The organism is Dysosmobacter sp. (genome assembly GCF_034093755.1).
Classification (GTDB): Bacteria; Bacillota; Clostridia; order Oscillospirales; family Oscillospiraceae; genus Oscillibacter.
The window spans coordinates 1-22,363 of the sequence record NZ_JAXEBZ010000057.1 but is presented as its reverse complement, the minus strand read 5'-3'; the positions used below and the strand labels follow the sequence as shown (position 1 = coordinate 22,363).

Sequence of the window (22,363 nt, the reverse complement as noted above, 5' to 3'; positions counted from 1 at the left end):
CTCTCCTTCCGCGTTCTTTCAACCAATTATTCTATCGGAAAGGCCGCACCTTGTCAACGGTGGAAAGGGAGGAAAAAATGCCCAAAAGCGGCCCCGGGGAGGGGGCGCTTTTGGGCACTGCTCAGTCTTTCCGCTCCGGAATGGGGCGGGACAGGTGCAGCTCGTAGGCCCGGGAGACCTTGGGCCAGTCCGCCAGGCGCCACCAGGCGTCGAAGTAGTCCCCCCGGCGGTTCTGGTAGTCCAGATAGTAGGCGTGCTCCCACACGTCGCAGCACAGCAGGGGCAGCAGGGGGAGGGGCGTGTCCTGGTTGGCGGTTTTGACCACGGAGAGCTTGCCCTCGCCGTCGGCACACAGGCACGCCCACCCGGAGCCGAACTGGCTGAGAGCCGCCTGGCGCATGGCGGCGCGCAGCCCCTCCATATCGCCGAAGCCGCGGGCAATGGCCCCCTCCATGGGCGGCAGGGGAGACGATACCGGCGTGGGGTGCAGGTTCTGGAAGTACCGGTCATGGAGGTACACGCCGCCGGCGTTGTTCCGCACCCCCTGGCGGATGTCCTCCGGCAGCCGCGCCCAGTCCTGGCACAGCTTCTGCAGCGGCCATTTCTGATACTCCGGGTAGTCCTTCAGCAGCGCGTTCAGATTGTCGATATAGGCGGCGAAGTGCTTGTCGTGGTGAAAGCACATGGTGCGGGCGCTGAGCTCCGGCTCCAGGGCGTCGAAGGCGAAGGGCAGCGGCGGCAGGGCGTAGGGATAGTGCTGGTCCATGGAAATCCGTCCTCTCCTGATTGGTTTTCCAGAGTATATGAGGGAACGGGGGAATTTATCCGCGGCGGGAGCAGGTTGAAAGCGGAGAGAAAAGCTGATAAAATGAGAACAGAACGATTGATCAGAGAGCAAATGGGGTGACAGTATGTTCAGCAAACCGGAATACGGCTGGGTGTGGATCAGTGTTGGCGATTGCCGCATAGAAGGGTCCTACCTGACGGATATCCCAATGGACTTTCTGAATGCGCTGATCAACAGCCTGGAGCATGACCTGCCGTTTTCCGTTTCGGTTGATGAAGAGGGAATCCGCGATATGATCTGCGCGGACCGCTCCGGGGTATTTGTGATAGAACTCAGGAGGGGAACGGCAGAACTGAAACAGGCGCATATCAGCCTGGAGGAATTCCGGACGGGGATCATTGACGGGGTGGAAGCGTATTTTGACCAGTGGGTTTATGACTGGGAACTGCTGGACCTGGATCGGGGTGACCGCCATTATGCCCGGAGAAAAGCGGAACTCGAGAGCAAGCTGTCAACTGCAAAAAGGTTGCTGAATGGCTGACTCCTGTTTACCTTCTCCTTTGCCCCGACGACGTTGACAGCCTGCCCCAAAAGCCGTACAATGGTGCCATTCAGAATTACAAGGAGGACTTCCTGTATGGAATCCATGGAGTGCGTACATTTTTCACCGGAGGAGCAGGCACAACTGGCCACCGCCATCGGCGCCGCCGCCCACCGGGCCGGCGCGTTCGACCAGGCGCTGGAGTGGTTCAACAAGGCCGTGGAGGGCGGCAGCGCCCAGGCCATGTGCAACCTGGCGGTGATGTACCAGAAGGGCCAGGGCGTGGACAAGGACGAGGAAAAGGTCCGGGAGCTGCTGGACCGGGCGGAGGCCCTGGGGGAACCGGCGGCCGCGGAGCTGCGAGAGCGCATCCGGAACGGCGAGCTGGACGAGCCGGAGGAGCCGGAAGCGGAAAACTGAGAGAAAAGAGGAGCGGCGCAGAATCAACTGCACCGCTCCTTTTTCACATTTTTTACTTTTTCAGCTTCAGACCGTCGTGGTAGGCCTCGCCCACCCGCTCCGTCACCCGGTAGTAGCCCCGGGTGTAGGGGTCGAAGGCGATGGCGTTCACCAGGGACATGTCCAGCCTGCCGCCGGGCATCACCCGCTGATCCGCCGTCAGGCTGACCACCCTGCCGATGACGCCGCAGCCGTACTCCCCGTCCTGGAATTCAATGAACCGGCACTCCATGCACAGGGGGAACTCGTTGATGACGGGGGCGTCCACCGTCTCCGCCCGCTGGGCGGTGAGGCCGCTGACGGCGAACTTGTCCGGCGTGTCATTGCCGGACACCACGCCGAAGTAGTCTGCCTCCGTCACGTGGTCCGCGTCGGCGATGCTGACGGTGAAGGCGCCTCTGGCACGGATGTTCTCCACGGTCTTGTGGTCCTCCGACAGATTCAGCACCACCGTGTCCCGCTCCTGCATGGTGCCCCAGGCGGCGTTCATCACGTTCACGCTGCCGTCGGCGTTGTAGGTAGCCACCATCAGCACCGGCATGGGGAAAATGCCGTCGGTTTTGTTGAGTTTCGTTCTCACCGGCTTCACCTCAGCAGCTCACTTCTGCAAGGACGCCACCCACCGGCCGTACTTCTCCAGGTTGGCGGCGCACTCCGCCTTGTCGGCGCCCTTGGTGAGGATGTACACCTTGATCTTGGGCTCCGTGCCGGAGGGACGGACGATGACGGAGGTGCCGTCGGCCATCTCGAAGCGCAGCACGTTGGAGTCCCGCAGCTCCATGGTCCCGATCTCGCCGGTGCGGCAGTCCCGGACGGTGCCGTCCTTGTAGTCCTTGAACTGGACCACGGCCACGCCGGAGATCTCCGCCGGCGGCGTCTCCCGGAGGGTGCCCATCAGCCGGGCCATGTCCTTCAGACCGTCCAGACCAGGCATCACCAGGTTGTGGGTCTTTTCGGCGTAGTAGCCGTACTTCTCATACAGGGCCTCCAGGGCGTCGAACAGGGTCATGCCCTGGGCGGCGTACCAGGCGGCCATCTCCGTCAGCATCATGGAGGCGGTGACGGCGTCCTTGTCCCGGACGTAGTCGCCGATCATGTAGCCGTAGGACTCCTCGTAGGAGAAGATGACCTTGCCCTCGCCGGAGGACTCCAGGGCGTTCTTCTTCTCCGCCATGAACTTGAAGCCGGTGAAGGTGTCAAAGCACTGCAGGCCGTTCTCCTCCGCTACCTTCCGGGCCATTTCCGTGGTGACGATGGTCTTCAGGGCCACGGGCTTCTCCGGCAGCTTGCCGCTGCGCTTCATGGCGCCGATGAGGTAGTCCAGCAGCAGCACGCCGGTCTGGTTGCCGGTGACGGGCTGGAACTCGCCGCTGTGGTCCCGGACCATGATGCCCACCCGGTCGGAGTCGGGATCGGTACCCAGGATGAAGTCCACGTCATTCTCCTTGGCCAGGTCGATGGCCAGATAGAAGCCCTCGGGGTTCTCCGGGTTGGGGGAGGCCACCGTGGGGAAGTTGCCGTCGATGACCATCTGCTTCGGCTCACAGATCAGGTGCTTGATGCCCAGGGTCCGCAGGGCTTCCGGCACCAGCTTGTAGCCGCAGCCGTGGAAGGGGGTGTACACCAGCTTGAAGGTGTCGGCCACCCTGGCCACGGTCTCCTTGTCGTTGATCATGGCGGTGACCTGGGCCATGAACTTCCGGTCCGTCTCCTCGCCGATGACCTCGATGATGCCGGACTTCACGCCCTCCTCATAGGGCAGGGCCTTCACGCCGTCGAAGATGTCGATGCTGGCCAGCTCCCGGGCGATGGCGTCGGCGTGCTGGGGCGGCAGCTGGGCGCCGTCCTCCCAGTAGACCTTGTAGCCGTTGTACTCCTTGGGGTTGTGGGAGGCGGTGACGTTGATGCCCGCCTGGCAGCCGTACTCCCGGACGGCGAAGCTCAGCTCCGGCGTGGGGCGCAGGGCGTCAAAAATGCGGACGTGGATGCCGTTGGCGGCGCAGACCTCCGCGGCGGCCCGGGCGAAGTCCATGGAGTGGTTGCGGCAGTCCATGGCGATGGCCACGCCCCGGCGCTTGCCCTCCTCGCCCTCGGCGGCGATGACGGAGCAGAAGCCCTGGGTGGCCCAGCGGATCACGTGGACGTTCATGTTGTGCAGGCCCACGGCCATGGTGCCCCGCAGTCCGGCGGTGCCGAATTCCAGGGGGCCGTAGAACCGGGTCTCAATCTCCTTGGGGTCATTGCGGATGGCTTCCAGCTCGGCCCGCTCGTCGGCGGAAAGAGCGGGGCTGGCCAGCCACTTTTCGTACTCTTTCATGAAATCCATCACAAAATCCTCCTTTATTCATCGCCGCTTCCGGCGGCTGCGTTACTTGTGATACCGGGCGCCCGCGTTGATCTGGTAGGCGCGGTAAATCTGCTCCAGCAGCATTACCCGGGCCAGGTGGTGGGGGAAGGTCATGGGGGACATGGAGACGCGCTGGGCGGCCGCCGTCTTCACCGACGGATGCAGCCCGAAGGAGCCGCCGATGACAAACACCAGATGGCTGCCGCCCTGACCGGCCCAGCCGGCCATCCGCTTCGCCAGCTCCTCGCTGGACAGCAGCGGCCCCTCCACGCACATGGCGACGGCGACGGCCCCGGCGGGCAGCTTTCCCCGGATGGCCTCCGCCTCCCGGGCCAGGGCCGCGTCCACAAGGGCGGGGGAGGGGTTCTCCGGCAGCCGTTCCTCCGGCAGCTCGATGATCTCCAGCCTGCAGAACCGGCTCAGCCGCTTGGCGTACTCCGCCGCGGCGTCGGCGTAGAATTTTTCCTTCAGCTTTCCCACGCAGAGGATGGTTACTTTCTGCACGGCTCGTCCTCCCAGTCAAGACAGGGGCCCAGGGTGTCCCGGGGCGCCACCTCCAGCGGAAATCCGCCGGGCAGCGCCTGGGCCACGGCGCTGCGGGCCATGGCGGGGGTGTTGTTCTCCCGGCTCAGGTGGGCCAGCAGAATGCGCTTCGTTCCGCCTTCGGCGCACCGGCGGGCAAAGCCGGCGGCGTCGCCGTTGCTCAGGTGGCCCTGACGGCCCAGAATCCGCTCCTTCAGATAATAGGGATAGGGGCCGGACAGCAGCGTCTCCACGTCGTGGTTGGCCTCCAGCACCAGCAGCGGCACGCCGGTGAGCACCGCCTCCGCCTCCTCCGTCACGTAGCCGGAGTCGGTGAGAAAGCCCGCGTCGCCGACGCGGTAGCCGCAGCTGCCCGGGGCGTCATGGGGGGTGGGGAAGAGGGCCACGGTGACGCCGCCGATCTGGGCCTCCCCCTCCAGCGGCCGCAGCCGGGAGGCGATGCCGGCGATGCGGTACTCCAGCCCGGCGCAGGTGCGGCGGCTGGCGCAGACAGGCACGTCATAGTGCCTGCAGAAGGTCTGCAGCCCCTGAATGTGGTCGGTGTGGGTGTGGGTGATCAGCACGGCGGACAGCTCCTCCGGAGAGAGCCCCAGGGTCCGCAGGGCGGCGGTGATGCGGCGGCAGGAGATGCCGGCGTCCACCAGGATGTGAACGCCGTTGTGGCTGACCAGGGCGGCGTTTCCGGAGGAGCCGCTGGCCAGGGTATGTAGGGTGGTCAAGATGTGAAAACCTCGCTGTATCAACAGAGATAGGGAAAAACCGCGTCCGCCATGGAGGCCGGGGAGAGCTCCATCACGGACGCGAAATGAATCAACAGGATCAGCCGATGTGGGCCTCCAGCTCGTCGCTGTCGCCGGGGACCTCCACGGCGCGGATGTCGGCGCCCAGGCCGCGGAGCTTTTCCACAATGTTCTCGTAGCCCCGCTCAATATACTGGACGCAGCTGATCTCCGACTGGCCCCTGGCGGCCAGGGCGGCGATGACCAGGGCGGCGCCGGCCCGCAGGTCGCAGGCCTGAATGGGGGCGCCGGTGAGATGGTCCACGCCCTCCACCACGGCGGTCTTGCCGTCCACCTGGATGGACGCACCCATGCGCTTGAGCTCGTCCACATAGCGGTAGCGGTTGTTCCACACGCTCTCCGTCACCAGGGAGGTGCCCTCCGCCAGGGACAGCACGGCGGTGATCTGGGGCTGCATGTCGGTGGGGAAGCCGGGGTAGGGCAGGGTCTTTACGTTGGTTTTCTGCAGCGCTTCGGTGCGGCGGACCAGAAGGGTATCCTCCTTCTCCTCCACCGAGACGCCCATCTCCTCCAGCTTGGCGGTGATGCAGTCCATGTGCTTGGGGATGATGTTCTTGATGAGCACCTGACCGCCGGCGGCGGCCACGGCGGCCATGTAGGTGCCCGCCTCAATCTGGTCGGGGATGATGGCGTAGGTGCCGCCGGTGAGGCGGCTGACGCCGGTGATCTTGATGGTGTCGGTGCCGGCACCCCGGATGGAGGCGCCCATGGAGTTCAGGAAGTTGGCCAGGTCCACAATGTGGGGCTCCTTGGCGGCGTTTTCAATGACGGTGTTGCCCTCCGCCAGGGCGGCGGCCATCATGATGTTCATGGTGGCGCCCACGGACACCACGTCCAGATAGACGTTGGCGCCCCGGAGGCGGCCGGTCTCCGCGGAGGCGTGGATGAAGCCCCCCTCCACCACCACCTTCGCTCCCATGGCGGTGAAGCCCTTCACGTGCTGGTCAATGGGCCGCACGCCGAAGTTGCAGCCGCCGGGCATGGCCACCTCCGCCTGGCCGAAGCGGCCCAGCAGGGCGCCGATCAGGTAGTAGGAGGCGCGGATCTTCCGGGCCAGCTCGTAGGAGGTGCGGGTGGAGTGGATGCGGGTGCAGTCGATCTCCACCGTGTGGGAGTTGACGCTGCGGATGCCGGCGCCCAGATTTTCCAGAATCCGCAGGCACAGCGTCACGTCGGAAATCTGGGGGATGTTCTCAATGCGGCAGACCCCGTCCACCATCAGGGCGGCGGGGATAATGGCGACGGCGGCGTTTTTCGCGCCGCTGATCTCAACTTCGCCAAACAGCGGTTTCCCGCCGTGAATCACATATTTTGTCAATGTTGGACCCTCTCTCCAAAGGTACTGATACCGGTCCGCGCGCTTTGCGCGCGCCGCCGGATTATGGGCACAGCGGAGCCTGCCGGGAATAGTTTGCCCCGTCTGTATAGCAGCATACGAAGATCCGCGGCAAAAAAATGCGCAGACCTACACACCATGAGCATAGCACACATGGCCTGGAAAAGCAATCAGTTTCTTTTCCCCTTCCGGCGGAAAGTTGACCGTCCCGGCAGGCGGAAGAAAAAAATTCCCCCGTCCGCCGGGGACGGAGGAATTTTCTGGAAATCTTCGGAGGGCGGCTCAGCCCCGGGTCACCTTTCCGGTGGAGCAGCTGACGTAGAAAAAGCCGGTGTCGGCGGTGACGCGGTAGGCGGGGCTGAGGGTCATAGGGGAGGAGGCGGTGCTCTGCAGCTCGTAGCAGGGGACGATGGCCGTCACGGCGGACACCACCGCGCCGGTGGCGCGGCAGTCCTCCAGAAACAGCGTCAGGGCCGTGGCCGCCGTCATGGTGTCGGAGTCCTCCGCCGGGGAGGCGTCATTGGGCAGCGCCACCCCCTGCACGGCGGTGAGAATCCCCTCCTCCACGCTGAAGCGCACCTCCGCGTGGATCACCGGCAGGCCGTTGAAATACTGGAGGGCGGAGCCGGTTCCGGTGCCGGTTTCGTCCAGCTCCATGGTGAATTCCTCGTACCCGAACTGGCGGCACAGCTTCCGGCAGAAGCTCTCGGCATCGCCGCTGCCCAGACGGCCGGTGACCTCGAAGCTGCCGCCGGAGCGGAAGGCGCCCCGGCCGGTGTCCGAGGAGTAGCGGTAGATGCCGCCGCCCAGATCCCGGGCCGCGGCCTGCTCTCCCAGCAGCGCCTGGGCCAGCGCGGCGTCGTGGTCCGTGCTGCGGGTCAGGGTCATGCCGGCAGGCGGCGTCTGCTCCGGCAGCTGGGCGGTGAGGTCCACGTTCTGCCGGGCAAACCGCTCTGTCAGCTCGGCGGCGGTGCGCTCCCGGGCGGTGCGCTCCTCCGTGACCTGCCAGCCAATGGCCCCCAGCAGGCACAGGTTGGCAATGGCCAGAATGAGAATGATGATGTTTTTCAGTCTGGACCGGTCCATCCTGTTCCTCCTTTGTGGGATTGGTTACTCTGCCAGCCATTGGGCGGACAGGGTGTCGCCGCCGCTGTCGGTGTAGCGGACCGACAGCTCCCGCCCGCCCAGGGAGCGGGCGATGGCCAGAGCCTGGGTCAGGGGCAGCAGCAGGGATTCCCCGTCATCGGCGGTGTACTGCCGGGGCCAGAGGGTGAAGGACGTGACCTCCGTGCCCTCCAGCGTCACCTGGGCGGCGCTCCGGCCGCTGGCGCGGCGGACGCGCACCCCCTCAAACTGGTAGCCGAAGGAGATCACCCAGCCGCCGTCCTCCTGCCGCAGCTCCTCCAGACACAGGCCGGAGCCGTCGGGAAACAGCTGGTCCAGCAGCCGGAAGGCGCCCAGCACCGCCTCCCGGGGGCCGGGGGACCCGGACGCGGCGGCGATGCTCAGGTCATCGCTGCCGCCGCTTTCGTAGGACAGGCTGCCGTCGGAGTGGATGCGCAGCGCCCGGTCGCCGTCCTGCACCACCAGGGTGCCGTTGGACTCGGTGTAGCGGAAGTTGGTGCGGGGGTTGAAACCCAGGCGGCTCAGCAGCTGGTCCTGGTCCGTCAGGGGGTTCTCCGCCGTCAGCGGGGGATAGGCGTGCTGCTCCGTCAGCAGCAGGGTGTAGGGGGCCAGACCGCTGTCCTCCAGCTCGCAGGCGAACAGGGCGTTGCCCAGGGGATAGCCGCCGATCATGTCGGACAGGTCCCCGGCCGCCACTTGGGTGGAGCAGCGGCGGAAGTCGGCGCCGTTGGTGAGGTACAGCGCCACGCCGCTCTCCTCCGCGGACAGCACGGCCCACCGGAGGCTCACGTCCTCCAGGGCCGGAGGCACCTCCGCGCCCACCAGCCCCGCCAGCACCGACAGGGGGGCCGTGATGCCGAAATCGTAATAGGCGCAGCTGCTGTCCAGCGCCTGCCGGAACTCCGCCTCCGGGCATGCGGTCAGCGCTCCGGCGGAGCCCAGGGCCTCCCGCAGCATCTGGCCGGGGACGGCGAAGGCCTCGGAGGAGGCGGCCAGGTCCATCTCCCCGTAGCGGCCGTAGCCGCTGGAGACGGCGAAGGCCAGGGGGGTGGACAGGTCCGTCAGCGCCGTCTCCGTCTGGGCGGAGACGGGGGTGTCCCGGCGGTCGCTGCCGTCGGAGAACAGCCGGCCGGTCTGAATCAGCAGCAGCAGGGCGGACAGGGACAGCAGCACGATCAGCAGGTTTTGGATGGTGTCCTTCCGGGACCGGGGATGGCTCATGGCCCGCCCTCCTCTCTGATGGAATGGGTGATGACGGAACAGGGGTTACGCCTTCAGCGGCACCACAGGCAGCTCCAGCCGCACGGTGGTGCCGGGGCCGTCATGGTCCGTCAGGTACAGCCGCCCGTTGTGGCGGTCCACAATCTCCCGGGCGATGGACAGCCCCAGGCCGGTGCCGCCGGACTCCCGGGACCGGGCCTTGTCCACCCGGTAAAACCGGTCGAACACCCGGTCGCGGTCCTTCTCCGGGATGCCGATGCCGTCATCCGATACCTCCATCCACACCTGGCCGTCGGCGGCGCCGGCGGTGACGTCGATGTGGCCGCCGTCGGGGGTGTATTTGATGGCGTTGCCGATGACGTTCATCATCACCTGCTCCAGCCGGGAGCGGTCGGCGGTGATGAGGGGCAGGTCCGGCTCCAGCCGGCAGGTAAGCCGGTGGCCGTGCTGCCGGGCGGAGATGTCATTGGCCCGGCACACGCTCTCGATGGCATCGCCGAAGCGGAACCGGGTCAGGGTCAGCTCCGCGTTGCCGGCGTCCAGCCGGGACAGTGTCAGAAGGTCCTGCACGATGTTGGTCATGCGGTCCGTTTCGTTGATAATGATACCCAGAAAGCTGGCGGAGGTCTCCGGGGGAATGTCGCCGTTGGCGTCCAGCAGCGTCTCGGCGTAGCTGCGGACGTTGGTGAGGGGGGTCCGCAGCTCGTGGGACACGTTGGCCACGAACTCCTTCCGCCGCTCCTCGTTGTGGTGCTGCTCCGTCACGTCGTGGAGCACCACCAGCACGCCGCCCTGCTCCCGGTCGGAGAAGGGAGCCAGGTACAGCTCCAGCGTCCGGTCCTCCACCCGCATCTCCGCCTCGGCGTAGTCGGGCCGCTGGAGGGAGAGCATCTCCCCGAAGGGCCGCAGCTCCCCGAACAGCTGGTCATAGGTGGTGAGCTGGTCCATGGGGCGGCGCAGCATGTTCCGGGCGGCGGGGTTGCAGTGGATGAGCTTTCCGTCGTGGTCGAAGGCGGTGACGCCGTCGGTCATGTGGAGGAACAGGGTGTCCAGCTTGTTGCGCTCGTTCTCCACGGCGGCCAGGGTCTCCTGCAGCACCCGGGCCATCTCGTTGAAGGTGCCGGTGAGCACGCCGATCTCGTCGGTGGACTCCACCGGCAGGGGGCTGCCGAAGTCGCCGTCAGACATCCGCTCGGCGCCGGCGGTCAGCTTTTCGATGGGCCCAACCATGGCCTTGGACAGCAGGAAGCTCAGCAGCAGGGAGAACAGCAGTCCCACCAGCAGGGCCTGCATGATGATGAGAAACAGCTGGGAGTTCAGCTCCGACACGGTGGAGCGGTTGTCCAGAATGTAGACGATGTTCAGCACCGCGGAGGGGTCCTCCGGGTCACAGACAGGGACGGCGAAGTCCATGTAGTCGGCGGAGATGTCGCTGACGTCGCCTACCCGGCCGTTCTCCGCCGCCAGGATGTTGGCGGTGATCTCCGGCTGGCCGGACAGCTTTTCATCGGAGCTGGACAGGAACATGCCGTTGCCGTCCAGCACGTAGTAGTTCCGGGTGCGGTAGTCGATGCCCAGCAGACCGGCGTTGGCGGCCAGCATGTCCTGAATCAGCTCCGGGCCGTTTTCCTGGGCCGCCTCCCGGCACAGCGAGGGGTAGAAGTCCGGGTTGCCCTCGCCGAACACGTCGTCCATCTGCTGGTAGAAAGTATTGATGTAGAAGCTGGAGACACTGGTGGTCAGAAACGCGCCCACCACCGCCATCAGGGACAGGATGAGCAGCAGCAGAATCATGGTCAGCTTCATGTGCAGGCTGCGGAACAAGGAAAATCACCACCTTCTTTGAGGTTTGCGCCGCTTTCGGCGAGGGGCTGCACCGGTCCCGGTGCGGGGGGGCCGGTCATCGCCGGGGGATCGCGGGTTCCCCGCGGGGGATGCGCCCGCCCGGGCGCCGGGAGGTGCAGCGAAGGCTGCGGCTTTGCGCCCCCACTTTTCTTTTGACGCGTCAAAAGAAAAGTCGCCGTGCCCGGTGGAAAAGAAAAACGCCAAATGTGACCTTTGCTCCGCAAAGGTCAGACCGGGGGTCTCCTCAGACGCTGCCCGGGAAGTCCGGAAGCCTTCTGCCGGGTGCGCCGAACATTGAATGAAAATTGAAAATCTGCCGCCGCAAGTCGGGACCTGGGTGGTCAACGGGGTGCAGAATCGAAAGGCCCCTGCGTGTTGGCCCCGGGCGTTCCGCTACGCTACGCCCTACTGCGGCGGTTATCGTTTACTGCCCGGCTATGCGCGTAGCGAAGCGGAACGCGCGGGCAGAGAAAGACAGTCCTTTCGGTTTTCCACCCCGACTACCACCGCACTTCCGCAATCTGCGGCGGGAGAGTTCCGACACAGGAAGGGTTCTCCGCACCCGGCAGAAGTTTGCCGGACTTGGTCGGCAGGGTCTGAGGAAGCCCCCGTCGGCCTTTGTGTACAAAGGCCAAAAGGCGCCTTTCTTTTGGACCGTGCACGGCCCGTTTTCTTTGGGCAAGACCCAAAGAAAATGGGGGGTGCAAAGCCTGCGATCTTCATCGCACTCCCGGCACCCGGACGGGTGCATCTCCCACACCGGGTCAGGTGCATCCCGCTGGGGTCCCGGCAATTTCCGGCACCGAAATCGGTGCAATTCCCCCGGCAATGGCCGGAAAGCCCCCGGCACCCGGGGACGGGTGCAAAGCCCCTCAGTTCTGCGGTACCGAGAAATAGTACCCCGCGCCGCGGCGGGTCAGGATGTACACGGGATTGGCGGGGTCCGCCTCAATCTTCTCCCGCAGGCGCCGGACGGTGACGTCCACGGTGCGGGCGTCATCCCCCACGTAGCCGTAGTTCCACACCTGCTCCATCAGGGCGATGCGGGAGTAGACCTTGTTGGGGTGGCTGGCCAGGAAGGTCAGCAGCTCGTATTCCCGCTGGGTCAGGTCAATGGCCTGCCCAGCCCGGTAGACCTGGTGGCTGTCGGTGTTGATGGACAGGTCCCCCGCCACGGGCATGGCGTCGGAGGCGGGGGCGGAGGCGGCGGCCATGGCGGTGCGGCGGATGTTGGCCCCCACCCGGGCAATCAGCTCCCGCATGGAGAAGGGCTTGGTGATGTAGTCGTCGGCGCCGATCTCCAGACCCAGCACCTTGTCCGACTCCTCCTCCCGGGCGGTGAGAATGATCACCGGCACGCTGCTGCCCTTGTCCCGCAGGGCGCGGCACACGTCAAAGCCGTTCATCTTCGGCAGCATCACGTCCAGCAGAATCAGGTCCGGGTTTTCCTCCAGGGCCATCCGCAGGCCCTCTTCGCCGTCATAGGCCCCCAGGACCTCGTAGCCGGAGCGCTGCAGGTTGAACCGCAGAATGTCCACAATATTTTTCTCGTCCTCCACAATGAGAACTCTCTTTTTCGGTTCCATGCAGGAAGCCTCCTTGTCCCGGGTCACAGACCCAGCAGAAGTTTGGTTTTCAGCACCGCCACCACGGTTTTGGCGTCGGTGATCCCGCCGCTGAGGCAGCGGCTGTACAGCTGGTCAAAGGGAATACGGTCCACGTTGAGAAACTCATCCTCGTCCAGATGCTGCTGCTCCATCCGCAGCCCCCGGGCCAGGTACAGGTGCAGCGTCTCACCGAAGCAGCCGGGGGACAGCACGATGCTGCCCAGGGATTCCAGGCTCTCCGGCACCGCGCCGGTCTCCTCCTTCAGCTCCCGCAGGGCGCCGGAGCGGGGGTCCTCGCCGGGGTCCAGCTTTCCCGCCGGAATCTCCAGCAGGGGGGTGTGGAACACGTAGCGGTACTGGGTGACGGTGTATACGCAGTTGGCCTCATCCAGCGGCAGCACCGCCACGCCGTCCACGTGCTCCACCACCTCACGGGTGGCGATGTCCCCGTTGGGCAGCTCCACCTTGTCCACGTGGAGGCTCACCACCTTGCCGGTGAACAGGTCCTCCCGGCTGACGGTCCGCTCGGTCAGGTCATCCATATGCATCATAAAGGCAAACACCTCGCTTGTCGGTTTGTTACCTCAGTTTATCACAACACCGCCCGATCGACAATGTTTGTTTTTCTTGAAGTGCGGGGAAAATCGTGGTAGAATACCATGGAATCCATGCTTGACCCGGAAAGGAGGCGGCCGGAGATGGAAAAGCGGGGCGTGAAAATCGCGGCCCAGAACCGCAAGGCCCACCATGACTATTTCGTGGAGGACAAATTCGAGGCGGGCATCGAGCTGTTCGGCACGGAGGTCAAATCCATCCGGGCCGGGACGCTGAACCTGAAGGACTCCTGGTGCTCCATCAAGAACGGGGAGATCTTCGTCAACGGAATGCACATCTCTCCCTATGAAAAGGGGAACATCTTCAACCGGGACCCGGTGCGGGTGCGGCGGCTGCTGATGCACAGGCGGGAGATCGCCAAGCTCCACGCCCTGGTGCAGCAGGACGGCTACGCCCTGGTGCCGCTGTCGGTGTACTTCAAGGACGCCCGTGTGAAGGTGGAAGTGGGCCTGTGCAAGGGCAAGAAGAACTATGACAAGCGGGACTCCATGGCCAAGCGGGACGCTCAGCGGGAGATGGACCGGGCCATGAAGCAGAGAAGATAGAGAAGACAGAAAGGAAAGAGATACCATGTCTGAGAACAAGAACCCCATCGTGACCATTACCATGGAGGACGGCGCCGTCATGAAGGGCGAGCTGTACCCCGAAAAGGCCCCCAACACCGTCAATAACTTCATCGAGCTGGCCAACGGCGGCTTTTATGACGGCCTGATCTTCCACCGGGTGATCCCCGGCTTCATGATCCAGGGCGGCTGCCCCCAGGGCACCGGCATGGGCGGCCCCGGCTATTCCATCAAGGGCGAGTTTGCCCGCAACCGCTTCCCCCAGAATGACCTGAAGCACACCCTGGGCGTGCTGTCCATGGCCCGGGCCATGCATCCCGACTCCGCCGGCAGCCAGTTCTTCATCATGGTGGCCGACGCTCCCCATCTGGACGGCGACTACGCCGCCTTCGGCCTGATTACCGAGAACGTGGAGAAGGCCGTGGAGATTTCCCGGGTGCCCCGCAGCATGATGAATGACAGACCCAAAAAGCCGGTGGTGATCCAGTCCGTCCGGGTGGATACCCAGGGCGTGGAGTACCCCGCCGCCGAGAAGGGCGCGGACCGGTAAACGTTACAGAAATGTAACACACTTCGACAGCCGGTTATGCTACAATGCAGACTGTCGGGCGATGCGCGTCCGGCAGTCTGCGGTTCCCAAGGCAGACAGTAATCATCGCGAAGCCCAGCGGAAGTGGGTTGGCGATGAAGAGGAGGGGCAGCGAAGTGAGCGAGGTCGCGCCGGAGGCGGGACCGAGGGATATGGAGCTTGCCGAAACGTAACCAGAATCATCGCGAAGCCCAGCGGAAGCGGATTCGCGATGAAGAGGAGGGGCAGCGAAATGAGCGAGGTCGCGCCGGAGGCGGGACCGAGGGATATGGAGCTTGCCCCGACGACACGGGGGTGTACTGGTTTCGACGGGGGTATGGAGGCAGGATAAGCGGGCGGATGCGCCTAACATCCTAAAAATGGGCAATTATAAATTAAAGAACAACAACACTGTTGCTGTTGCTGCCTAATTAAGGCAGCCGTCCGACCCGGGAGGACCGCGAACCGGGAAGGGCGTCGTTGAGCGGTAAATGTGAGTACGGTAAGCTTTGCCCGTGCCACACATCATGAAGCTTACCTGACCCGGCGGCGTGCCGAGCTGCCGGCGGGGAGGGGAACACGGGGGTAACGCCCCCGGAAAAGACCGGCTGCGCCCGGAGAAAGTCCTGTTAAAGTGCTTTCGGACGGGGGTTCGATTCCCCCCACCTCCACCAAAAATCCCGAATGCGAAAGCGTTCGGGATTTTTCCTTATTACCTTTCCACGATTCACTATTCACTCAGTCCGCGCATTCGGGTTTTGGGGAAGTAACAAGTAATAGTGAAAAGTGAAGAAGTTGATGTATCCGCTTCGCTGGATTCCGATTCAGGTGAGGATTGAAGCCGCCCGACAAAGCGCCTCCGGATCTCTGCTGAGATCCGGAGGCGCTTTTTCCTGTCCCTATTCCGTTTCCTGTCCGGTGAAGCCCACAATGCCGAAGCAGCCGGGGCCGCCGTGGCAGGTGATCACACAGCCGGTTTTCATCCAGACCACCCGGCGGAAGCCGTGGGCAGCGGCACACGATTCCGCCGCCTGCCGGCACTCATCCTCCAGGCCCGGGGACCAGATGAAATACAGCAGCTCCCGGTCCAGCCGGTGCTTTTCGGCGAAGTCCCCGATCAGCTTGGGAATGAGCTTGATCAGCGCGCCCCGGTACTTCTTTTTGGCCAGCAGCTTTCCGCCGATGATCTCAATGCAGGGGTGCAGGTTCAGCAGGTTTCCGGTGAGGGCCACCACGTTGCTCACCCGGCCACCGGCCCGCAGATAGTCCAGATTCTTGGGCACAAAGCACATCTGCACCCGCCGGCAGATATCCCGGATGGCGGCGGAGGCCTCCTCCACGCCCATCTGCGGGTGGTCCCGCAGCAGTCTGGCCGCCTCCAGCACCACCGCCGCCTGGCCCACGGACACGTGCATGGTGTCGATGTGGGTCACGTAGTCCCGGCCCTCCGCCGCCAGAACGGCGTTCTGGTAGGAACAGGTGGTGGAGGCGGAATAGGCCAGATGCAGGATGTGCTTCTCCGGCCAGCGCTGATGGATGGTGTCCATCACCTTCGTGAAATCGTCGGGCATGGCGGCGCTGGTCTGGGGGACTTTTCCTGTGGCGTTGTAGAAGGCGCACACGTCCTCCGGGGGAAAGGCGCCGTCATCCAGCGTCCGGTCGCCCATGGAAACGTGCATGGGCACCAGGAAAATGCCGTATTCCTCCGCCAGCTCCGGCGTGATGTCCGAGCCGGTCTCCGCCATTAAAACAATGTTCTGTTCCATCTGTGTTCTCTCCCTGCGGCATATTCAGAAAAACATAAAAGGGTTTCGGAAAACCTGTTGCACCCAACATATCACATTCCGAAAACTGCGTCAAGGGTTTTTGAAAACCGCAATGCGGGATGCTGTTGACATTCGCCGCCGGGGAACATATAATCAGGGCATGGAAAAGAAGATTCAGGACGCACTGGCAGCGCCTGTGGAGGCGTTCCGCATGCCCCGCTACGGGGAGCTGCCGGATGTAGGGCTCTATCTGGAGCAGACAACCAAATACGTCAACCATGTGCTGCGGCCGCTGGCGTGCCTTGAAATTACCGGCTCCATGATCCGGAATTACGTGAAAATGGGGCTGGTGCCCAACCCTGTCAAAAAGCAGTACGGCGCCAGCCACATTGCCCATTTGCTGTGTGTCACCCTGCTGAAGCAGGTGATGCCTCTGGACCACATCAGCCAGCTGTTCGGGCGGCAGAAGGCGGTGTACACCGACCCGGTGGCCTACGACTATTTCTGCACGGAGCTGGAGAACATCCTCTATTTCCGCTTCGGCCTGAAGGACACGGTGGACGCCGTGGGCGTCACCTCCTCGGTGGAGAAGGAGATGCTCCGCAGCGCCATTGTGGCCGTGTCCCACATCATCTATCTGAACGCCTGCTTTGAGCACCTGGACCTGGGGGCCGGAGAGGCCGGAAAGGTGTGACCGTCTCAATATAAAGAAAAGGAAGACGCGCCGGAGCGTGTCTTCCTTTTTGCGTTCCGGGGGCCGGATGCTCCCCGCGTCCCGGGAACGATGCTTTTGTCAGAACAGGGCGGCGGCCGTCCCGTAGACCCAGATGAGGGCCGGCAGTGTCACCAGGCTGCACATCATGGTGACAACGCCGATGAGACTGGCGTGGTCGATCTCGCGGTCATACAGCTGAGCCAGCTGCGTCACCACCACGGCGGAGGGAGCGCCGGCGCCCAGAATTGTGATCAGCAGAATCTGCTGGGCGCTGGGGAACAGGGTGTGGAGCCGCAGCAGCAGGAAAATGGCCAGCATCATCAGCGGGGAGAGGATCAGGCGGAAGAAGGTGACTCCCAGCACCCGAGAGATCCGCCTCAGGTCCAGATCCTGCAGGGTGGCGAAGGAGATGCCGATGGAGAGCATGCTGGCGGCGCCCAGCGTGTTGCCCAGGGACTCCATAGCAGGCCCCAGCGGCGCGGGAATGGAAATCTGCAGGCAGAACAGCAGGCAGCCCGTGACCATGGCCAGAATGTTGATGTTCATCAGCGCCCGCTTCCAGTCGATCTGCGGCTCCCGGCAGATGGTGCTCTTGCCGTGGGTCCACACGAAGAGCTGCACCACGCCGATGTAGGCGCAGGTGTAAAACACCCATTCCTGCCCCATGGAGGCGGCAATCAGGGGCATCAGCAGGTTTCCGCTGTTGGAGTAGACCATGGAGAGCTGCTCCACCGGGCTGAGCCGCAGCCGCCGCCCCAGCAGCCCGGTGACGGCGATCAGCACGGCGTGGGTCAGAAATGCCCCCAGAATGGCCAGCCCCAGCCCCAGCAGCCGCTCCCGGGTCAAAGCCACCTGAAACGCGCAGATGATGGCGCAGGGGCGGATGACGGCCACCGTCACCTGAGAGAGTCCCTTTCCGGCGCTGGCGGGCATCAGGCGCAGCTTCACGGCGGCAAAGCCTATCAGCAGCATCAGGAACATTTTCACGATCTGCTGGAAGAACACCAGCGTCATCTCATCCATAAATGACCTCCGCGGAAGAAATCCGTTTGAAAACCATGATAGCACGCGGACCGGGGGAACGCAAGGCTTGTGCAAGCACGGTGCATATATGCAGAGAGTATGCAGACCGGAATCCGCCTGTTCCGGGGCGGAGGGATGCGGACTGCCGGAGCGCCCGGTGAAAAACCGGCGGAATCCGTGGATATATGAAAAAACCACCAGAACTGGAAGAAAATGTTGTGCAACATGACAGTTGAATAAAAATTCATTTAGGGTGTATAATCCATACATCTTCAAAAACAACATGCGGAGGCTGTTACCATGAATAAGAAAGACATCAAGAAAGTTGTGCTGGCCTATTCCGGCGGACTGGATACATCCATCATCATTCCCTGGCTGAAGGAGAACTACAACGATCCCGAAATCATCGCCGTGGCCGGCGACGTGGGCCAGAATGACGAGCTGGACGGCCTGGAGGAGAAGGCCCTCAAGACCGGCGCTTCCAAGCTGTACATCGCCGACCTCACCGACGAGATGGTGGACGACGTGATCATCCCCTCCATGAAGATGGGCGCCACCTATGAGCAGTACCTGCTGGGCACCGCCTTTGCCCGTCCCATCATCGCCAAGAAGCTGGTGGAGATCGCAAAGCTGGAGGGCGCCGACGCCATTGCCCACGGCTGCACCGGCAAGGGCAATGACCAGATCCGCTTCGAGCTGGGCATCAAGCACTTCGCTCCCGACATGACCATCATCGCCCCCTGGCGTGAGTGGGACATCAAGGGCCGTGACGAGGAGATCGACTACGCCGAGGCCCACAACGTGCCCCTGAAGATCAGCCGGGAGACCAACTACTCCAAGGACAAGAACCTGTGGCACCTGAGCCACGAGGGCCTGGACCTGGAGGACCCCGCCAACGAGCCCCAGTACGAGAAGCCCGGCTTCCTGGAGATGGGCGTGTCCCCCATCGCCGCCCCCGACGCCCCCACCTATGTGACCATCGACTTTGAAAAGGGCGTGCCCGTGGCTGTGGACGGCGAGAAGATGAAGGCCTCCGACGTGATCCGCAAGCTGAACAAGCTGGGCGGCGAAAACGGCATCGGCCTGCTGGACATCGTGGAGAACCGGCTGGTGGGCATGAAGGACCGCGGCGTCTACGAGACTCCCGGCGGCACCATCCTGTACAAGGCCCACCAGATCCTGGAGATGATTACTGTGGACAAGGACACCGCCCACATGAAGAGCAAGCTGGCGGTGGACTTCGCCGACCTGATCTACAACGGCAAGTGGTTCACCCCCCTGCGGGAGGCCCTGTCCGCCTTCGCCGACAAGACCCAGGAGCACGTCACCGGCTCCGTGAAGCTGAAGCTGTACAAGGGCAACATCATCACCTCCTCCGTCACCTCTCCCGAGTCCCTGTACTCCGAGGACCTGGTGACCTTCAACGAGAGCAACTACGACCAGACCAACGCCACCGGCTTCATCAACCTGTGGGGCCTGCCCGACACGGTGCTGGCGCTGCGGGAGCAGGGGAAGCTCTAAGGCGGAGCTTAAAGAGGGGACTTCCCGCACCGTCGTGCCGATGCGATTCCCGGCCCCTCCCATGGAGAAATCTGCGGGTTTCTCCAAACCCCTTCCCCAATGGGGCAAGGGCATTTACCTGAACAGAAACAGCGGACGCGGGACGGAGGGCACCTTCGCCCCGCCTCTGCGGTGAATGGACAATTTTCCGGCACCGGCCGCCGCGATGGCCGGTGCCGCAAGGAGAAGATCATCATGACACCCAAGGTATACATCGACGGCAAGGACGGCACCACCGGTCTGCAGATCTATGACCGGCTGGCCGCCCGCAAGGACCTGGAGCTGCTGCTCATCGACGAGGACAAGCGGAAGGACCCGGCGGAGCGGAAGCGGCTGATGGACAGCGCGGACATTGTGTTCCTGTGCCTGCCGGACGCTGCGGCTGTGGAAGCCGTGGGCCTGGTGGAAAACTCCGCCACGCGGATCATCGACGCCTCCACCGCCCACCGCACCAACCCCGACTGGGCCTACGGCTTCCCGGAGCTGTCCAAGGCCCACCGGGAGAAGATCGCCGGCAGCAGGCGGGTGGCCAATCCCGGCTGCCACGCCACCGGCTTCATCTCCGGCACCTACCCTCTGGCGGCCCTGGGCATCCTGCCCAAGGACTACCCCGTGACCTGCTATTCCCTCACCGGCTACTCCGGCGGCGGCAAGAAGATGATTGCCCAGTACGAGGAGGGAAAGACGGAGGACCTGTTCAGCCCCCGCATCTACAGCCTGAACCTGCAGCACAAGCATCTGCCGGAGATGCAGAAAATCTGCGGCCTCACCCGTCCGCCGGTGTTCTGTCCCATTGTGGATGACTACTACAAGGGCATGGCCACCACCATCTCCCTCCACAACGACCTGCTCACCGGCGCCGGCAGCGCCAAAGCCGTGTGGGAGGCCCTGTCGGACTATTACAAAGGCGAGCAGCTGGTGCGGGTGGCGCCCTTCGGCTGGGACCAGTCCATGATTGCCGCCAACACCATGGCGGGGAAGGATACCCTGACCCTCATCGTCTGCGGCAATGAGACCCACACCACCGTGACGGCCCTGTTTGACAACCTGGGCAAGGGCGCGTCCGGCGCGGCCGTTCAGAACATGAACATTCTGCTGGGACTGGAGGAAACCACGGGGCTGAACCTGTGACCGCTCCTGACCCCTGAAATTCCAAAGCAGCGAGGTGCTTACTATGACAAAAATGATTGAAGGCGGCGTCTGCGCCGCCCAGGGCTTCCGGGCCGCCGGCATCCACGTGGGTGTCAAGACCCACAATACGGAGAAGAAGGACCTGGCGCTGATCGTCTCCGACGTGGACTGCGCCGCTGCCGCCGTGTACACCACCAACGTGGTAAAGGCGGCCCCCATCCACGTGGACAAGGCCCACCTGGCGGACGGCAAGGCCCGCGCCATCGTGGCCAACAGCGGCAACGCCAACGCCTGCGCCCCCCACGGCGAGGAAAACGCGGAGCGGATGTGCGCCGCGGCGGCCCGCGCGGTGGGCTGCCGGGCAGAGGACGTGGCGGTGTCCTCCACCGGCGTCATCGGCCAGACCCTGCGCATTGAGGTCATCGAGAACGGCATGGCGGAACTGGCTGCTCAGCTGAGCCACTCCGCCGAGGGCTCCGACGCCGCCGCCCACGCCATCATGACCACCGACACCGTGAAGAAGGAAGTGGCTCTGGAGACCGTTATCGGCGGCAAAACCGTCCGCATGGGCGGCATCGCCAAGGGCTCCGGCATGATCCACCCCAACATGGGCACCATGCTGTGCTTCCTCACCACCGACTGCGCCATCTCCCCGGCCATGATCAAAGCCGCCCTGCTGGAGACGGTGACTGTCAGCTTCAACCGCATCAGCGTGGACGGCGACACCTCCACCAACGACTCCTGCATTGTGCTGGCCAACGGCCTGGCGGGCAACCCGGAGATCACGGAAAAGAATGAGGACTACGCCGCCTTCGCCGCTGCCCTGAAGGAGCTGTGCACCATTCTGGCCCGGAAGATGGCCTCCGACGGCGAGGGCGCCAAGCACCTGATCACCTGCACCGTCACCGGCGCGGCGGATGAGAAGTCCGCCGAGACCATCTCCAAGTCCGTCATCTCCTCCACGCTGACCAAGGCCGCCATCTTCGGCGCCGACGCCAACTGGGGCCGCGTGCTGTGCGCCATGGGCTATTCCGGCGAGACCTTCGACCCGGACAAGGTGGACGTGCACTTTGCCAGCGCCGCCGGGGACATTCTGGTGTGCAGCCAGGGCCGGGGCCTGGACTTCGACGAGGACAAGGCCAAGGCCATCCTGACGGAGCATGACGTGGAGATCAACATCGCCATGGGCGAGGGACAGGGCAGCTGCACCTGCTGGGGCTGCGACATCACCTACGATTATATTCAGATCAACGGCGACTACCGGACCTGAGAGAATTGCGCCGCTTCCGGCGCGGGAAGTTGCCGGCCATTGCCGGGTGTGCGATGAAGATCGCGGCTTTGCACCGGTCCCGGTGCGGGGATGCGCCCCCACTTTTCTTTTGACGCGTCAAAAGAAAAGTCGCCGCGCCCGGTGGAAAAGAAAAACGCCGGGCGTGACCTTTGCTCTGCAAAGGTCAGACCGGGGGTCTTCTCAGACCCTGCCGGCTGAGTCCGGGAGTCTTCTGCCGGGTGCGTCGGACATCGGCAGTCCCGGAGAGCCTGCCGCCGCAAGTTGAGACCTGAACGGTCATCGGGGTGCAGAATCGAAAGGCCCCTGCGTTTTGGCCCCGGGTGTTCCGCTCCGCTACGCCCTACAGGGGTGGTTGACGGGGCCGTTTCGTTTCGCTGCTCTCCGCGACTGCCTGGGTATGCGCGTAGCGAAGCGGAACGCGCGGGAAGAGAAGGACAGTCCTTTCGGTTTTCCACCACGACGACCACCGCACTCCGACTTGCGGCGGAGCAGTATCGGCTTACGCAGAATGGAGAGCGCA

At 63.9% G+C, this 22,363-nt stretch carries 21 protein-coding genes and 1 other RNA gene; 9 read left to right on the top strand and 13 right to left on the bottom strand.

The window, feature by feature from the left end; genetic code table 11:
• Positions 1-121 precede the first annotated feature (121 nt).
• Entirely contained in the window at positions 122-766 is a 645-nt protein-coding gene (locus tag SOX55_RS07860; protein ID WP_325286891.1) for a superoxide dismutase, read from the bottom strand.
• Between the two features lie 145 nt (positions 767-911).
• Between SOX55_RS07860 and SOX55_RS07855 the strand changes: the two genes are divergently transcribed.
• Positions 912-1,328, top strand: a complete 417-nt coding sequence (locus SOX55_RS07855; protein WP_325286890.1) for a hypothetical protein — start codon at positions 912-914, stop codon at positions 1,326-1,328.
• Between the two features lie 96 nt (positions 1,329-1,424).
• Positions 1,425-1,748, top strand: a complete 324-nt coding sequence (locus SOX55_RS07850) for a hypothetical protein (protein ID WP_325286889.1) — start codon at positions 1,425-1,427, stop codon at positions 1,746-1,748.
• Between the two features lie 52 nt (positions 1,749-1,800).
• Here the strand turns inward: SOX55_RS07850 and SOX55_RS07845 are convergent, their stop codons facing one another.
• From SOX55_RS07845 to SOX55_RS07800, 10 genes are all read right to left on the bottom strand, one after another.
• A complete protein-coding gene (locus tag SOX55_RS07845) occupies positions 1,801-2,367 on the bottom strand; it encodes a flavin reductase family protein (protein ID WP_325286888.1) in 567 nt (188 codons plus the stop codon).
• An 18-nt stretch (positions 2,368-2,385) separates the two neighbouring features.
• Positions 2,386-4,113, bottom strand: coding sequence for a phospho-sugar mutase (locus SOX55_RS07840; protein WP_325286887.1), 1,728 nt, complete (start codon positions 4,111-4,113; stop codon positions 2,386-2,388).
• A 42-nt stretch (positions 4,114-4,155) separates the two neighbouring features.
• Entirely contained in the window at positions 4,156-4,638 is a 483-nt protein-coding gene (gene rlmH, locus SOX55_RS07835) for a 23S rRNA (pseudouridine(1915)-N(3))-methyltransferase RlmH (RefSeq protein WP_325286886.1), read from the bottom strand.
• A complete protein-coding gene (locus tag SOX55_RS07830) occupies positions 4,626-5,396 on the bottom strand; it encodes an MBL fold metallo-hydrolase (protein ID WP_325286885.1) in 771 nt (256 codons plus the stop codon). The genes rlmH and SOX55_RS07830 overlap by 13 nt, the downstream gene beginning before the upstream one ends.
• Before the next feature lie 100 nt (positions 5,397-5,496).
• Complete coding sequence (locus tag SOX55_RS07825; protein ID WP_325286884.1) at positions 5,497-6,795, bottom strand: UDP-N-acetylglucosamine 1-carboxyvinyltransferase; 1,299 nt, start codon at positions 6,793-6,795, stop codon at positions 5,497-5,499.
• A 300-nt stretch (positions 6,796-7,095) separates the two neighbouring features.
• Positions 7,096-7,899: a hypothetical protein gene (locus SOX55_RS07820; protein ID WP_325286883.1), complete on the bottom strand. Its 804-nt coding sequence runs from the start codon at positions 7,897-7,899 to the stop codon at positions 7,096-7,098.
• Between the two features lie 24 nt (positions 7,900-7,923).
• A complete protein-coding gene (locus tag SOX55_RS07815; RefSeq protein ID WP_325286882.1) occupies positions 7,924-9,159 on the bottom strand; it encodes a hypothetical protein in 1,236 nt (411 codons plus the stop codon).
• A gap of 45 nt (positions 9,160-9,204) precedes the next feature.
• Positions 9,205-10,965, bottom strand: a complete 1,761-nt coding sequence (locus SOX55_RS07810; protein WP_325286881.1) for an ATP-binding protein — start codon at positions 10,963-10,965, stop codon at positions 9,205-9,207.
• 911 nt (positions 10,966-11,876) lie between these two features.
• Positions 11,877-12,590 (bottom strand): response regulator, encoded by a 714-nt coding sequence (locus SOX55_RS07805; RefSeq protein ID WP_325286880.1) that lies wholly within the window; start codon positions 12,588-12,590, stop codon positions 11,877-11,879.
• 23 nt (positions 12,591-12,613) lie between these two features.
• Entirely contained in the window at positions 12,614-13,153 is a 540-nt protein-coding gene (locus SOX55_RS07800) for an NUDIX hydrolase (RefSeq protein ID WP_325286879.1), read from the bottom strand.
• 156 nt (positions 13,154-13,309) lie between these two features.
• Here SOX55_RS07800 and smpB point away from each other — a divergent pair, with 156 nt between their 5' ends.
• The 3 genes from smpB to ssrA all read left to right on the top strand — a co-directional run bounded on the left by smpB (position 13,310) and on the right by ssrA (position 15,031).
• Complete coding sequence (gene smpB, locus SOX55_RS07795; RefSeq protein WP_325286878.1) at positions 13,310-13,771, top strand: SsrA-binding protein SmpB; 462 nt, start codon at positions 13,310-13,312, stop codon at positions 13,769-13,771.
• A gap of 25 nt (positions 13,772-13,796) precedes the next feature.
• Entirely contained in the window at positions 13,797-14,339 is a 543-nt protein-coding gene (locus SOX55_RS07790; protein WP_325286877.1) for a peptidylprolyl isomerase, read from the top strand.
• Between the two features lie 329 nt (positions 14,340-14,668).
• Positions 14,669-15,031, top strand: a transfer-messenger RNA (tmRNA) gene (gene ssrA, locus SOX55_RS07785).
• A gap of 225 nt (positions 15,032-15,256) precedes the next feature.
• On the opposite strand, the gene SOX55_RS07780 is transcribed toward ssrA, so the two are convergent.
• The gene (locus SOX55_RS07780) at positions 15,257-16,123 is read right to left on the bottom strand and encodes a DegV family protein (RefSeq protein ID WP_325286876.1); all 867 of its coding nucleotides are present in this window, start codon (positions 16,121-16,123) and stop codon (positions 15,257-15,259) included.
• A gap of 160 nt (positions 16,124-16,283) precedes the next feature.
• Here SOX55_RS07780 and SOX55_RS07775 point away from each other — a divergent pair, with 160 nt between their 5' ends.
• A complete protein-coding gene (locus SOX55_RS07775) occupies positions 16,284-16,817 on the top strand; it encodes a DUF1836 domain-containing protein (RefSeq protein ID WP_325286875.1) in 534 nt (177 codons plus the stop codon).
• A gap of 99 nt (positions 16,818-16,916) precedes the next feature.
• Here the strand turns inward: SOX55_RS07775 and SOX55_RS07770 are convergent, their stop codons facing one another.
• Complete coding sequence (locus SOX55_RS07770) at positions 16,917-17,861, bottom strand: AEC family transporter (protein ID WP_325286874.1); 945 nt, start codon at positions 17,859-17,861, stop codon at positions 16,917-16,919.
• 300 nt (positions 17,862-18,161) lie between these two features.
• On the opposite strand from SOX55_RS07770, the gene SOX55_RS07765 reads away from it, so the two are divergent.
• From SOX55_RS07765 to argJ, 3 genes are all read left to right on the top strand, one after another.
• Entirely contained in the window at positions 18,162-19,382 is a 1,221-nt protein-coding gene (locus tag SOX55_RS07765; RefSeq protein WP_325286873.1) for an argininosuccinate synthase, read from the top strand.
• Positions 19,383-19,616: 234 nt separating this feature from the next.
• On the top strand, positions 19,617-20,552 hold the full coding sequence (gene argC / locus SOX55_RS07760) for an N-acetyl-gamma-glutamyl-phosphate reductase (RefSeq protein WP_325286872.1): 936 nt from the start codon (positions 19,617-19,619) through the stop codon (positions 20,550-20,552).
• A 43-nt stretch (positions 20,553-20,595) separates the two neighbouring features.
• Positions 20,596-21,822, top strand: a complete 1,227-nt coding sequence (gene argJ / locus SOX55_RS07755; RefSeq protein ID WP_325286871.1) for a bifunctional glutamate N-acetyltransferase/amino-acid acetyltransferase ArgJ — start codon at positions 20,596-20,598, stop codon at positions 21,820-21,822.
• Positions 21,823-22,363: the final 541 nt, after the last annotated feature.